Source organism: Prevotella dentalis DSM 3688, assembly GCF_000242335.1.
In the GTDB taxonomy this organism is placed as follows: Bacteria; Bacteroidota; Bacteroidia; order Bacteroidales; family Bacteroidaceae; genus Prevotella; species Prevotella seregens.
This window is the reverse complement of the sequence record NC_019960.1, coordinates 457,649-471,054: the sequence shown is the minus strand read 5'-3', so window position 1 is coordinate 471,054 and position 13,406 is coordinate 457,649. Positions and strand designations below refer to the sequence as shown.

Genomic DNA, 13,406 nt, shown 5'->3' with positions numbered 1-13,406 from the left:
TCCTTTTTCCATGCCGCCGCAACACCCCTGCGGCAACGGCCGTCCACAGCACAGAATTCCGTGTGCGGTCAGCGTCGCCGCGGCTTCAGCGTCACCAGCGGCACCATCATCTCCTCCATCGAAATGCCGCCATGCTGGAACGTGTCCTTGTAATAGGACACATAATAGTTGTAGTTGTTGGGGTAGGCAAAGAACGCATCGCCAGTGGCAAACACGTAGCTCGTGCTCACATTGGGCGATGGCAGCTGCGCCTTGGCCGGGTCCTTGACCACAAACACCTCCTTGGGATTGTAGCTCAAGTTCTTGCCGAGCTTGTAGCGCAGGTTGGTATTGGTGTTGCGGTCGCCAATGATCTTGATGGGCTTGGAGACCCGGATGGAGCCGTGGTCGGTGGTGAGGATGACCCTGTAGTCGCTCTGCGACAGCCGCCTGAACAGCTCGGCCAGCACCGAATGGCGGAACCAGCTCAACGTGATGCTGCGATAAGCGCTCTCGTTGTTGGCCAGTTCGCGCACCATTTTCGATTCGGTGCGGGCATGAGAGAGCATATCGATGAAGTTGATGACGACCACGTTCAGGTCATTGCCACGGAGTCCGTTGTACTGTTGAAGCAGCCGATCGCCCCCGACGGAGTCGTTGATCTTGTGATAACTGAACCGTTCGTGACGGCGATAGCGTTCTATTTGGGTGCGAATCAGCGGCTCCTCGTTCAGGTTCTTGCCCTCCTCCTCGTCCTCATCGACCCACAGGTCGGGAAACATCCGGGCTATCTTGCTGGGCATGAGCCCGCTGAAGATGGCATTGCGGGCGTATTGCGTAGCCGTGGGCAGGATGCTCATGTACATCTCTTCCTCAATGTCGAACTGGTCTCCAATCTCTTGAGCCAGGACGCGCCACTGGTCCCAGCGGAAGTTGTCTATGACGATGAGAAACACCTTGTCGCCCTGACCGAGTGCCGGAAAAATGCGCTCCTTGAAGATGTCGGGGCTCATGAGCGGACGGGAGCCGCCGGCCCGGAGGGGCGCGGCCTGTTCCGGATCCACCCAAGCCATGTAGTTGTTGCGCACATACTTGGCAAATCCCAGGTTGGCTTCCTCTTTCTGCATCTGCAACATCTCGGTCATCTGGCTGTCGGCAGCACAGAGTTCCACCTCCCAGTGCACCAGACGGCGGTACACTTCCATCCAGTCTTTGTAGTCCTTGCAACCGGCAATCCGCATAGCCAGCTGCTGATACTCCTGCTGATAGCTGCTCTGCATCACCTCGGTCACTATCTCCTTGCTGTGGATGTTCTTCTTCAGCGTGAGGAGAATCTGGCTGGGATTCACGGGTTTGATGAGGTAATCGGCTATCTTGGAACCGATGGCTTGGTCCATGATGTTCTCTTCCTCGCTCTTGGTCACCATCACCACGGGGGTCTGCGGCTGTATTTCCTTGATGCGTTGCAGCGTCTCCAGGCCGGAGAGTCCCGGCATCATCTCGTCGAGCATAACCAGGTCGAACGTGTGCTGGAGGCACTCCTCGATGGCGTCGGCCCCATTGTTCACGGTGACAACTTCGTATCCTTTCTTCTCCAGGAAGATGATGTGAGCCTTCAACAGCTCGATTTCGTCATCTACCCACAATACAAATCCGTTGTTCATCTTTAGAATCCTTCTAAGTCATAATACTCATCTTCCAGGTCGAAGGTCTTGTTCTCCTTCCTAGTTTCCTTGGGTGTCTCGGTCTTCGGCTGCGGTGCATCGGGCTTGGCGGCCGGAGTCTTGCCCGCCGGCTGGCGGTTTGCAGGGGCAGGAACACGCCCGGAAGACTGGGGCTTGGCCCCTGCGGGCACCTGGGTTGCAGGTGTCTGCGGCACGGTGGTGCCGGTTGTCGTGACGGGTGCGGGCGACGGCTCGTCGTCGTCCAGTATCACGTCGGCTCCATTGCTCAACGTGGGCTGCACACGCTTCACGGCGGGCACAGGCACTGGGGCCGGTTCTTTCGCTGCGGGCGTGGGCGTGGAGACCACAGGTTTGGCAGCAGGAACAGCAGGTTTAGCGGCGGGCACCGCGGGCTTTGCAGCCGGAACGGCCTGCTTGGGCTCGGGCGCCACGGGCTTGGCCACCGGGGGCACAGACTGTTCCACCGGCACCACGGTCGTCCCGGCCGGCTGCCGGGCCGGCTCATCGGGCGGGAGAATGGTGGTTCCGGCAGCCTGCGGCCGGGCCTCGTCCTCCATGGGAATCTCTGTTTCGGCCGGCACCGCGGGCTCGTCAGGGGCCACCACGGTGGTGGTGTTCAGGTATTCGTCGATGTCGCGCTCGGTGACGGGCTGCGCGGTCTCGGGCGCAGGCTGCGTGACGACCTCGGCCGGCTCGGTGAGCAGATGGAAAGTGGAGATCTTCAGCGGGGCAAAATGCTTGTTGTAGAACCTGCTGTACTCGTCGTAGCTGAAGTTGGTACCGAGCAGGGGCAGGTTTTCTTCGCTGATGATGACGGGGCGCGCCTTGCCCATCTGCCGCACCACACTCTCCTGAGCCAGCAGCCGGTGGGCATATTGCAGGGCCTCGTCATAGTTGCGGAAGCCGGAAACCACCATGCGATCCACGCCGTCGGCCTCCTCGACACTGATGTCGAAGTTGCGAACGAGATAGCTGGCGAAGTTGTAACGGGCCAGTTCAAAGAGCAGCTTGTTCTGGTTCAGGGAGTCGGGCTGATAGACGAGCATGAACACAAAGTTGGCATTGCGCTCGTTGCTCAGCCGCCGGGCCTGCAGCGAGTCGCTGTCGGCCAGCACCACGCTGCGCCGCTGCCACACGTTGCCCAGGTCGAACTTGCCGCCATGCAGCCGCCGTCCCTGCTTCACTCCATTGACTATCATGCCGGCCATTTCGGCCAGCTCGCTCTGCGGATATTTCTCCACGAGCATCTTCATGTCGGCCACACAGGCCTCGTTCTGCCCGTTGTTGAGCTTGCTCAACCCGCCGATGAAGAGGAATTTGTCGCGGTTGGCCCCCAAGGGAAAACGCGTCTCGGAGAGCCCGGTATTGGCCGCCACCTCGGCCAGGCGGTCGGCCTTGAAGGCCGCATAGGTGGCCGCATAGAGCGAATCTTCGACATGAACGCCCTCGCGCGCATTCTGCACGAAATAGGGGTCGGTGAGAATCTGCGTCCACTGGCTCTCTGGCCAGCGCGCCCGCAGCGAGTCCACGTAGCCGTTGGCCCGGTCCATCCGGCCCTGGCGAGCATAGAGCAGGAAGAGGTGGTAACAGGCCTCGTCCATCTTTTCGTAGTCGGGATACTGGGCGGTGAGTCGCGCAAAGGCTTTCTCGCTGAGCGGCAGGTTGTCGAGCTTGTCCTTGAAAATGACTGCACTGTTGAACAGTCCGTCCATGATGATGAGGTTGCTGGCCTGCCGCTGCTCCTCGGTGAAAGGAATCTGGGCCAGGTAGTATTCGCGTTTGTGGGGGTTGTTCCGTGCGGTGTCCTGCACCTGCGCCAGCGAGTCCTGCACGGCCTGTGCCTGCAGCATGGAGTCGCGCTGCGCGTCGGTCATGGCGGCCGCCCCGTCGTCAAAGCCCAGCCCGGCCACCACGGTCTTGTTGTTGCGCTGCCAGTTGTCCACGTTCTCGCGCTTGCCCCACAGTCTCTGGAACTGCTGCTTGCCCTGCTGCACGGCCAGCTGGTTGTAGAAATACCAGCCGCCACCCTGTTGTCCGCCCACGACGGGACGGTTGGGCGTGCGGCTCATGCCGCCCATGCCACCATTGCGCTGCTGCACTTGCTGCACCTCCTGCTCGGCCAGCTTGTTACGTTCCTCCCTTTCCTTCTTCTTCAGAGCCTCGATGGTGCGGTCGATGGCGGCGTTGCGGTCTTTCTCGTCCATGCGGGCCAGCGACTGCAGCGAGTCTTGCAGGTGCACAGCCTCGGTGTAGGGCACCAGCTCGTCGAGCACCTTTGATCGGTGGGAAAGCTGCCCGTAGTCGGGCCGCTCCTTGTCGAGCAGACCGATGGCCTCGCCGTAGCAGCGCTGGGCATCGGCATATTTCTCCTGCGTCCAGTAGAGGTCGCCCAACCGCAACAGCAGCACACCTTTCTCTATGCCGCCGCGCGTGGCCTTGGTGTTGCCCCTCTCGTAGTTGGATATGGCCTGGGCGGTGTCGCCCTGGGCCAGATAGATGTTGCCGATGGCATAGTACACCTGGTCCAGATAGTCCTTGTTGTTGTCCGAAGCAGCCATGCGTTTCAGCTTGCCCACCATCTTGCGGGCCTGCCGTCCGGCCATCACCTCGGTCTGCGCAATGCGGGCGTTGAACTCCAACTGGTAGGGCGGGTTCAGCCGAATGACGCGCTGAAAGGCGCGGTAGGCCTGTTCGTCGTGGCCCAACGCCGCCTCCAACTGGCCCAGCAGATAGCACTCGCGCGCCTTTTGCCGCCGGCGCATCTCGTGCCTGATGACCTTGCGCAGATAGGGGATGGCCCGGGCATAGTCGCCCGTATGGATGTAATAGTCGGCATAGGTATAGTCCCATTCTTTCTGTGCGCGCCAGTGAATGGAGTCGCGTTCCATGTTGCGAATCACGTCTTCGGCATCGTAGAGGAACCCGTTCTCGATGTAAGCCTTGGCCAGCCAAGCCCTTGCCCGGCCATAAATGGCGGGTTGCGTCTCGTAGAGGCGGCTCATGTAGCTGAAAGTGGAGGAGGCGCCGTCGAAGTCGCCCTTGAAAAACTGCGAGCGGCCCATGAGCATCCAGGCCTTCCAAAGAAAGGGATTGTACTCCTTGCGACCGAGCCATTCCAGGTCGCGCTCGGTCTTGCGGCGTTGCTTGTTCCACTCCGGCCGACGCTTGATGGAGTGCAGCTTGATGGCTTTCTCGGCCTTCTCGATGGCCTTGTCAAAGCTACTCTTGCCCAGTTCGCGGCTCTTCTTGTTGGCCACGGTGTAGAGCGGGATGAGCTCGGTGTAGTCATCCTGGTTGCCGTTTTCCTTGGCCAGCGAGCCGTCTATGTAGGCCAGTGTGCCATTATAATAGGTGTTATATCGAGCATTGAACGAGTGCCACCACCGAGACTTTGCCGTATTCTTCTCGGTGGAACAGCCGGCCAATGCCAGGACTACGCCTGCCACGGCCAGAAAAAGTAGGTGTCGTTCAATTCTCAATTGTTAATATAACTCCTCGGCGGCCCGATTATTGCATGCGCCGGCACGGTTGCGCTGCATATTGCCGCACTCCCCTGCCCCGCCGTCAGCCGGCCAGCTGCACATATTCGTCCTTGATGCCATCGGGCATGTTGATGCCGCGCAGGATGAGACTGCGGTTCCAGGCCTTCACCTCCTCGGGGCGTAGCGTCTCCAGCACCTCGGCAAACAGCCCGGTCTCTTCCTCCGTGTAGCCGTCGGACGGTCGCCCGCGATAGGCATCGAGCTCCTCGTCGTCGAAGTATTCCACCTCGCGGGTGGCCGCTTCCATCATGCACACCTGCTCGCACTTGTCGCCGGAGCCGTCGCAGCTGGCGCAGTCGCCCGCTGCTTTCACGATGGGTTCTTCGCCGTTGCGCCGCTGGGAGACGAGCCCGAGCACGGCCGCGAAGAGGCCTAAAAACAGGATTGAAAGGATGAGTAAGAACATACGGTGGGATGAAAACGCCGCAACGGGCCCGCGAAAAGGCCGCAAACGCAGCGCGATTACACTGATTTCATGACGCGTTTGCGCCGCATTCATTCGGCCTCCACGGGGCGGACGCTGAAGCCCGCCCGCGCCAGGTCGTCCCAGTAGCGGGGATACGACTTCGACACCACCTCGGGATGGCGGATGCGCAGCCCCGGAAACTTGACGGCCAAGGGCGCAAAGGCCATGGCCATGCGGTGGTCTTCGTAGGTGTCGATGGGGGCGAACGTGGGCTCGCAGCGGCCGTGCTCCCAGATGAGCTCGGAGCTGTTCTCGCTGCGAATCAGATAGCCCAGCTTGCGCAGTTCGGTCTTGAGGGCTTCGATGCGGTCGGTCTCCTTGATTCGCAGACTGGCCAAACCCGTGAAGTGAAAGGGAATGTCGAGTGCGCAGCAGGTGGTGACCACCGTCTGGGCCAGGTCGGGACAGTTGGTGAAGTCGAAGTCGAGGTGGCGCACGCGCGCCATGCGCCGCTCCAACTCCACGCCGGGAGCTGTGCCGTCGGAGCCGCACACGAAGTTGGTCCGCACGCCCAGCAGCGAGAAAATGTACTTCACCACGGAGTCGCCCTGCCTGGAACCGTCGGAGAGTCCGCCCAGCCTAATGCGGTTTCTACCCCCATAGAGCGCCAGCATTTCGTACCAATAGCTGGCCGCGCTCCAGTCGCTCTCGATGAGGTAAGGGGTCGTGGCATAGAGCGTTGGCCGCACGGAGATGGTGTCCACATCGGTCCAGTCGGCCGCGGCTCCGTGCTCACGCATCATGCAGAGCGTCATGTCGATGTAGGGGCGCGACACGATGTTGCCCGTAAGCTGGAGCACCAGCCCGTCGGCCATGACCGGGCCCACCATCAGCAAGGCCGAGATGAACTGCGAACTCACGTCGCCCTGCATCTCCAACCGGCCGCCGGGCAGCCGCCCGCCGCGGACGCGCAGGGGCGGAAAGCCCTCTTCGCCCTCATAGTCTATCTGGGCGCCCAGGCTGCGCAGGGCGTCCACAAGGATGCCGATGGGCCGGTGGAGCATGCGCTCGGTGCCCGTGAGAACGTGCTCGCCCGGGGTCACGGCCAGATAGGCCGTCAAGAACCGCATGGCCGTGCCAGCCGCCTTGATGTCGATGACGGGCGGCATGAGGCCGAGTGCAGCCCGCATCACGGCCGTGTCGTCACAGTCGGAGAGGTTGGATGGCTGGACAGCGCCACCCGTCAGCGCGTGGATAATGAGCGCCCTGTTGCTGATGCTCTTCGAGGAAGGCAGGGCGACGGTGGCTTCGAGAGAGGGCGGAGCTGTGATTTCGTAGGTCATGAGTTATCCTGTTTGCGTTATCTGATAAGACGTGGACGGGTGTAGAGCTGCGTGCCCCCGACGGTCGTGGCACGCGTACGACGGTTGGCGCCGTTGAGCTTGGGGCCGGGAATGAGCGGACTGTAGTAGAGCACGTTGCGGATGCGGGCCCGTTGCTCGTCGGAGATTTTGAAGCCCAGCGTGAAAGCGTAGTCCATGATATTGGCGCTGTAATAGGAGGAGGTGTCGCAGGCATACCGCCTGAGCAAGTCCAAAACGTTCATCGTGCTGTTGCCTGCGGCGTAGGAAGAAAGGTAGCGGCTGTAGTCGGCGCGGTTGTAGGAGGGGGTGTCTTTGCAATAATCAGTGTCGCCACACGAGTCGACCGGCTCAAAGACATCGGCCGCCGCCGTGGAGTTGCCGGCTTCTGTAAAGACATGGTAGAGACCCAGATAGTGGCCCAACTCGTGCGCCAACGTGACGACGACATCGACCGAAGAGATAAAACTGGCCTGGTGATCGGCGGCCATGTAGCGGTCGGACTGGTAGTAACCGCCCCCGGAAGCCTGTGCGGCATAGCGGCTGTTGATGGACGAACAGAGAGGATAGCCCAGCCGCGACTTGGAGATATAGGTCTCGGCGGTGGTCTCCAAACCGGCAAGGGCATGGTCGCCCTTGATGGTATAGGGCATGTGCGACAGGCCCAACACCGTGCCGCCATCCTGTTCCTTGAAGGGGTACAGCATGACATTGATGTACTCATTCGGGTCCCAGATGTACCGGGCATTGGCCTGTGCGGTCATGAAAGCCGACTCGTCGATGGGGTATTCGCCCGTGTAGCGAATGTATTCCACGCCGGGCGTGGCGAGCGTCTTGCCGCTCTCGTCCTGCTCGGCCAGTACGAAGCGGAGGCGCACATTGGCGCTTTCGCCGTAGATGCCGCCCTGATAGATCTCGTTGACATACTGCAACAGGTTCTTGAGACGGCTTGCCGGGATATACTGGGCGGCGTTGTTGGCATCCTGATAAAGCACGTGGAAGATGACGGGCAACTGGTACACGTAGTTGCTGTCCACGGTGGCCGTGGTGCCATCTTCGTCCTGGTCGGCCCTGCTGTTGCCGACCGTCAAGCCGTCGTCGCCCCCGCAAGAGGCCATCAACAGCACTGCCGCCAGCAGCAATAAAGTTGTTATTCTTTTCATCATCAATCGTTATGGTCGCGCCCCTGCCCTTTCGTTTCGCCTGAAGTCCGTGTTCCCGGCAGTTGCGCCACACCCTCCCGCCACCGCCCGTCCTTAGGAAACGGCACGCGGGCAAATGCTCGTGCAAATTTACGAAAATAAAGAAGAAACCACCGAAAACGCCTCCGTATAATTACTTTAAATATCCAAAACAAAGCAAAAACTTGCCCGAAAGTTTGGTTGTTCCAAAAAATATCCATACCTTTGCAGCCGTAAAACAGATAGTTCGGGATTTGGCGCAGTTGGTAGCGCACACGTCTGGGGGGCGCGAGGTCGCTGGTTCGAGTCCAGTAATCCCGACTATATTCAAAAGAGGCCGATTAAATCGGCCTCTTTTTTTAATCATAATATCGGCCGCCACGACGAATATTGGAGGGAACCAGCCCGTGCGGGGCATCGCGATTCTGGCAAACCGACTATGTATGCTTATGGATTTACACCGAAGAGGACGGCATACGATGGCTTCTTACGGTGGATTTCTGTTTGGGTGAAACCTGCATCTTCGAGCAGTTCTTTGAGTTGCTCGGGCGAATAGGCCGTCATGCCATCCACCACTTTCGTCCATACGGAATCGGCGTCGGCCACTTCGATCATGACGACGAACCGGCCGCCCGGCTTCAACACACGGCGCACCTCTTGCAAACAATGAGGAAGGTTGGGCCAGAAATAAATCGTCTCGACGGCCGTCACAAGGTCGAACTCCTGATCGCCATAAGGCAGAGCCTCTACAGAACCTTGGCAGACGAACACCCGTTTGCCAAGCTCTTCAGCATTCACCTCACGTGATTTTGCCACACTTTCTTCCGAGATGTCGATGCCATAAGCCCTGCCGTCCCTGCTCCTTTCCAGCAGCCGTTTCAACGTGGCCCCGCCGCCACAGCCAATGTCAAGCATCGTCCATCCGTCCCTGAAGCCGATAAGGCTAAGCCCCCATTTGGTCAGCGGGGCGTGACCTATATTCATGAAGCGCAGCACGACCCGTCCCATCCGGCCTTGCGGATGGGCGCAGTTGCTGAAAAAGTTGTTCAGAAGTCTCATCGCTGCCCCTCCCTCACATGCTGAATGCTTTGCCATGCCAGCACAAGACCGATAAGAATCATCGTGGGCATGACGACATACTGCCCCGCATTGTCCGACGGCAGTTCCATCACGGCATGGGCAATGTTGAACAATGCGATGAGCACGGCCAGCACGGCATTGGTTATTCTCAAAGCCTTCGCCCGCTGCCATGAACAGAAAATGCCGCAAACGGGGACAAAGAAAGAGAGTAGCATCATGAAGACCATCATGCCTTGGTCGACGTTGCCGTCGGTAGCGACGACTGCCATATCCTTGCCCCAGAACATGGGCAGCATGTCACACACGGAGTGGCTTGCGAAGCCACAGATAACCAGCAGCCAAAGAACTGCAATCTTCATACCTTTTGTCATAGTTGTTTTATTTAATGGTTAGGTTTCCGTTTCGACGCTTTCGCCCAGAAATAAAACAGCAACACGAGGAAAGCGACGAGGATGCAGAGCATCAATGTGGTATATTTCTCGGGCTCTACCCAGAACTCTTGGAAGAAGTTGATGCGCCCGAGGATCTCAACGGGCGTCCAAAAGATGATCACTGTAGCGACTGCCATACGGATATTGGCCCCCCAAGCGGCAATGTGGAGCTGTCGCTTCATCATGAACAGCGAGCCGATGAAGCAGCCAATGCCCACCAGATAGGTTACGGGATGGTGGTCACCGAGGAAGTTCTTGTCGTAACAGAACATGAGCAGCAGGTACATCGCCCAAAGCATCATGTTGAGTTCCATGAAGGTAATGATGGACGTATGGCGTGTCATGGGCTGGAAAACGATTTCCTTGTGACGATTGCCGAAGAGCCGTTTCTGAACCCAAGTAATGAAGTCGCAACCGTTCTTGACGCTGAAAATGTACATCGTCATCACCATCATCCACATGCCAAACGAGGCGGGCATGATGAGATACTCGGGCTTGGTGACGATTTCGCCATGCTCTATTTCGGGCTGCACGCCATAGCGGCGGGCATAATAGAGGAAGAGAAACTCCACCCAACCTGTCCAAAAGAGCAGTCCACCAAAGAGTCCCCACAGGGTTTGGCGGGTGTCGCCCTTGACAAACACGCCCGTTATGACCATCACCAGTCCGACCAATCCGAGTGCGAAGCCGGCGTAATGCACCGCCGTGGGCTGCATGAATTTCTCCATGAGAATCATCAGTGCATGGCCAAGGGGCATCGTGAACAATACGAGAACAAACGAGGCGATGGTTCGCCACCAGTAGATTTTCTTTTTCATTTTCTTTCTTGGGTATTTGAGGGAGAGAAGAATTTGAGGAGTTGTGCCAAACGGCAGTGCGTTGTCAAAGGCCCGGGGAACGGATTTGCCATGGCCATCTAAAAGAGTTTGTCGACATCGACCGACAATCCCACCATCAGATTTGCCCCATCCGTCAGGGGGCAGTTCAGGTAATAGTACTCCGGCTTGTAGTTGAAGAGGTTGTCGAGGGCGACACTTAGCTTCACCGCCTTGCCCAACCGCTGCACCAACGAGAGCTTGCAGAGCGCGTAGGCAGGATAATGAATGGTGTTGACTCCCTTGGAAATGTCATAGTAATCGACAAACTCCAGATTGTCAACAGCCGAAAGAAAGCGGGCGTCCAGCCCAATGTTCAACCCATAGTTCCTCGAAAACTGCCGGTCCCAGTCCACATGTCCCGTCAGCGAATGCTTGCGGGCCGGGATGTACTGGTTGTTCACGGAGTTGCTGTTCTTGTCCTTTGGCAAATGCTCGTCCGTATAGGCGTAGGACAGACGCGCCGTGATGCCGTCCGGCCAACGCGCCTGTGCCGTTGCCTCGCCGCCGATCACGGAATAGTTGTCAAGGTTCAGATAAGGCAGGTGAGGCATGACGTCGGAAGCGTTTTTATAGAAAGGCGCACCCGTGGCTATCTTGTTGTCGATACGGTTGTAGTAGCTGCTGACCGTGAGATTACACCGTCCTTTGGTGTACTCCCCGGAGAGATTGAAGTTGTGGCTCACCTCGGGCTTCAGGTCTGGATTGCCCTCTACCATCCAGATGCCGGCCATATCGAAACTGTAGAACTTCTCTTTCAGCGTCGGTGCGCGGAAGCCCATGCCATAGCCAAAGCGGATATTGAGGTTGTGAATGGGCTGATAGCGGACGCTCACTTTCGGCGTAAGGCGGGAGGTGCGGCCGTTTGAGAAGTAGTCGTAGCGGAGCGCACCCACCACTTCCCAGTACTTGCTTGCATTCCAGTCGTACTGCGCATAGGCGTCAAAAGTGTCCTGCTTGCGCATGTGCCCTGCCAGGTTGGTGTTGAAAAGATAGTCGTGCATGTAGTCGGCACCAGCCGAAAGCACGTCGCCACCGTCGGAAGTGTGGCTGTAGAGCAGACGGAAGCTGTTCTGCACGTTGGAGTAATCGCGTATGTCGAGCCGGGTGATGCGCTGATAATCGGACTTGTCGTACTCGTCAAAGGTGTAAGCGAGCTCCATGTTGTCGTGTTTGGTCGGCTTCCATACCGCACGAAGTCCGCCCGAAAAGTCGCGATAGCGCTCGGGTGTCTCCGTCGTGCGCACCAGTTGCCGGTAGAAATACCCGGCGCGCCCCATGATACGGAGCTTCTCGCTCGGAGCATAGGCAAGCTGTTCCCTGAAGTTCCACGTTGCGTCGCCATAAATGGCAGACACCACTCTACTGGCAGGATGGTCGCCATTGTGCACGCTATAGTTGTCAGTGGAGTTGCGATTAACCGTCAGCAGGTTGCTCCACCGTCCCTGTCCAAGCTGCAAGGACAGTCCGTATCGTTGTTCGTTGTGGCGTGCCAGCCGTGCATTCATATTGAGGGCAAACGGGCGGACGGCATCTTTGGTGATGACATTGATGACACCACCGGCGGCATTCGATCCGTAAAGAGCCGACGCAGCTCCTTTCACGATTTCGATATGGTCCACGTTCTCCATGCCGATGCGGGCGAAATCGACGTCGTCCATCGTCTCGCCGGCCAGCCGCTCGCCGTCGACCAATATCAGGATGCTCTGGCCTCCGAACCCTGCAAAATTGAGATGCACCTGCTGGTTCATCGCATACGAGAACTCAATACCGGGAATCACTTGCTCCAAAAGATCGCGCAAGTTGGTGGCATCGCTCTTCCGAATGTCAGTTGACGATATGACTTTTGTCAGCACAGGAGTTTTGGCAAGGAGTTTGGGCGTGCGCGTCCCTGTAACCACGACCTGTTCCATCTCGACACTTTTGCTGATGGAGTCAGGCAACGCGTCTGTCCGTCCCATGGTGGGGAGCGCACAAACCAATGCCGATATGATGATGGATATCCGTTTCATTTTTAAGAAAATACGGTCTGCTTCCCTTTGGAGGGAAGAAGTTAGGAGAGACTTTACTAATATGGATACTTGTAGTTGATGGTCAACCAGCACTTCGTACCAGCAGCATCCATATAGTTCTCCAGTTGCACGGCAGCATAACTGCCGCTCTTCAGGCGGATGATGAAGACGTGATTGTTCAGCGTGAATGCGGGGGGCATGGGGGGAATGTCCAACCGAAGCCAAGATGACAGCACCTTATTGATGGCAATGCCCTGGCAACCCACCAGGCTTTGGAGCATCTGCGACTGATCGGCCCAGACTTCCGTCTCCGTCCATTCGTCGGTTTGAAACGTCGCTCCAGTGAACGCAGTACTGTTCTTCGGCAGGTCGTTCAACGAGGTATAGTTGGTTTCCAGCACGGCACCACCGTTCGTTCGCACGTTGTTGCGGTGGACGGCAATGCTCCACGACGGCGGCTCGGGTTGTGCTTCGGTAGCGACAAACCCACGCTTCTCGTGGTTACCCAGGCCTTTACCGAAGACATCGAACCAATAGGTATAGAGTCCTGTCGGGTCGTTGACCGCCCCATCTGTTTTCGACATAGGGATGGGATAAGCTGTAAAATGGGTCTGCGCCCTCATCAGCCCAGCCGTATCTTTCCGTTCCACGTACTGGCGGAGCGAGTCAAAATCTATATAATACCAGTCTTTCCAGCTGGAAGCATTCACATAGACCTGTCCCTCCAAGATGGTTGGCGCGGCAGGAGCATCGTCGTATACACCGTCGAAAATGCCATTGCAGGCTGTCGCCATCATAGCAATGGCGCAGCCTGCAACGATATTTATGGTGTGGGAGACCTTGTGCATGGGCCT

General features: G+C 58.0%; 11 protein-coding genes and 1 tRNA gene. 1 reads left to right on the top strand and 11 read right to left on the bottom strand.

Annotation, left to right across the window (positions count from 1 at the left end):
* Positions 1-68 precede the first annotated feature (68 nt).
* The 6 genes from porX to PREDE_RS01885 all read right to left on the bottom strand — a co-directional run bounded on the left by porX (position 69) and on the right by PREDE_RS01885 (position 8,429).
* On the bottom strand, positions 69-1,643 hold the full coding sequence (porX, locus tag PREDE_RS01910; protein ID WP_005843855.1) for a T9SS response regulator signal transducer PorX: 1,575 nt from the start codon (positions 1,641-1,643) through the stop codon (positions 69-71).
* A 2-nt stretch (positions 1,644-1,645) separates the two neighbouring features.
* On the bottom strand, positions 1,646-5,143 hold the full coding sequence (gene porW / locus PREDE_RS01905) for a type IX secretion system periplasmic lipoprotein PorW/SprE (protein ID WP_005843857.1): 3,498 nt from the start codon (positions 5,141-5,143) through the stop codon (positions 1,646-1,648).
* Positions 5,144-5,228: 85 nt separating this feature from the next.
* Entirely contained in the window at positions 5,229-5,612 is a 384-nt protein-coding gene (locus PREDE_RS01900; RefSeq protein WP_027951566.1) for a hypothetical protein, read from the bottom strand.
* A gap of 89 nt (positions 5,613-5,701) precedes the next feature.
* The gene (locus tag PREDE_RS01895) at positions 5,702-6,955 is read right to left on the bottom strand and encodes a 3-phosphoshikimate 1-carboxyvinyltransferase (protein ID WP_005843860.1); all 1,254 of its coding nucleotides are present in this window, start codon (positions 6,953-6,955) and stop codon (positions 5,702-5,704) included.
* A gap of 17 nt (positions 6,956-6,972) precedes the next feature.
* Positions 6,973-8,139 carry a zinc-dependent metalloproteinase lipoprotein gene (locus tag PREDE_RS01890; RefSeq protein ID WP_005843862.1) on the bottom strand — a complete coding sequence of 389 codons (1,167 nt, stop codon included), beginning with the start codon at positions 8,137-8,139 and terminating at the stop codon, positions 6,973-6,975.
* Entirely contained in the window at positions 8,139-8,429 is a 291-nt protein-coding gene (locus PREDE_RS01885; RefSeq protein WP_154648433.1) for a hypothetical protein, read from the bottom strand. The genes PREDE_RS01890 and PREDE_RS01885 overlap by 1 nt, the downstream gene beginning before the upstream one ends.
* Between PREDE_RS01885 and PREDE_RS01880 the strand changes: the two genes are divergently transcribed.
* Positions 8,403-8,475 (top strand) — tRNA-Pro (locus PREDE_RS01880). The genes PREDE_RS01885 and PREDE_RS01880 overlap by 27 nt on opposite strands.
* A 126-nt stretch (positions 8,476-8,601) precedes the next feature.
* Here PREDE_RS01880 and PREDE_RS01875 read toward each other — a convergent pair.
* The 5 genes from PREDE_RS01875 to PREDE_RS01855 all read right to left on the bottom strand — a co-directional run bounded on the left by PREDE_RS01875 (position 8,602) and on the right by PREDE_RS01855 (position 13,400).
* Entirely contained in the window at positions 8,602-9,213 is a 612-nt protein-coding gene (locus PREDE_RS01875; RefSeq protein ID WP_005843864.1) for a class I SAM-dependent methyltransferase, read from the bottom strand.
* A complete protein-coding gene (locus PREDE_RS01870) occupies positions 9,210-9,593 on the bottom strand; it encodes a hypothetical protein (protein WP_235777467.1) in 384 nt (127 codons plus the stop codon). The genes PREDE_RS01875 and PREDE_RS01870 overlap by 4 nt, the downstream gene beginning before the upstream one ends.
* A gap of 23 nt (positions 9,594-9,616) precedes the next feature.
* Positions 9,617-10,483 carry a hypothetical protein gene (locus PREDE_RS01865; RefSeq protein WP_005843868.1) on the bottom strand — a complete coding sequence of 289 codons (867 nt, stop codon included), beginning with the start codon at positions 10,481-10,483 and terminating at the stop codon, positions 9,617-9,619.
* Between the two features lie 98 nt (positions 10,484-10,581).
* Positions 10,582-12,552 (bottom strand): TonB-dependent receptor plug domain-containing protein, encoded by a 1,971-nt coding sequence (locus tag PREDE_RS01860; RefSeq protein ID WP_005843869.1) that lies wholly within the window; start codon positions 12,550-12,552, stop codon positions 10,582-10,584.
* Positions 12,553-12,608: 56 nt separating this feature from the next.
* Positions 12,609-13,400, bottom strand: a complete 792-nt coding sequence (locus PREDE_RS01855; RefSeq protein WP_005843871.1) for an HmuY family protein — start codon at positions 13,398-13,400, stop codon at positions 12,609-12,611.
* Between the last annotated feature and the right edge of the window lie 6 nt (positions 13,401-13,406).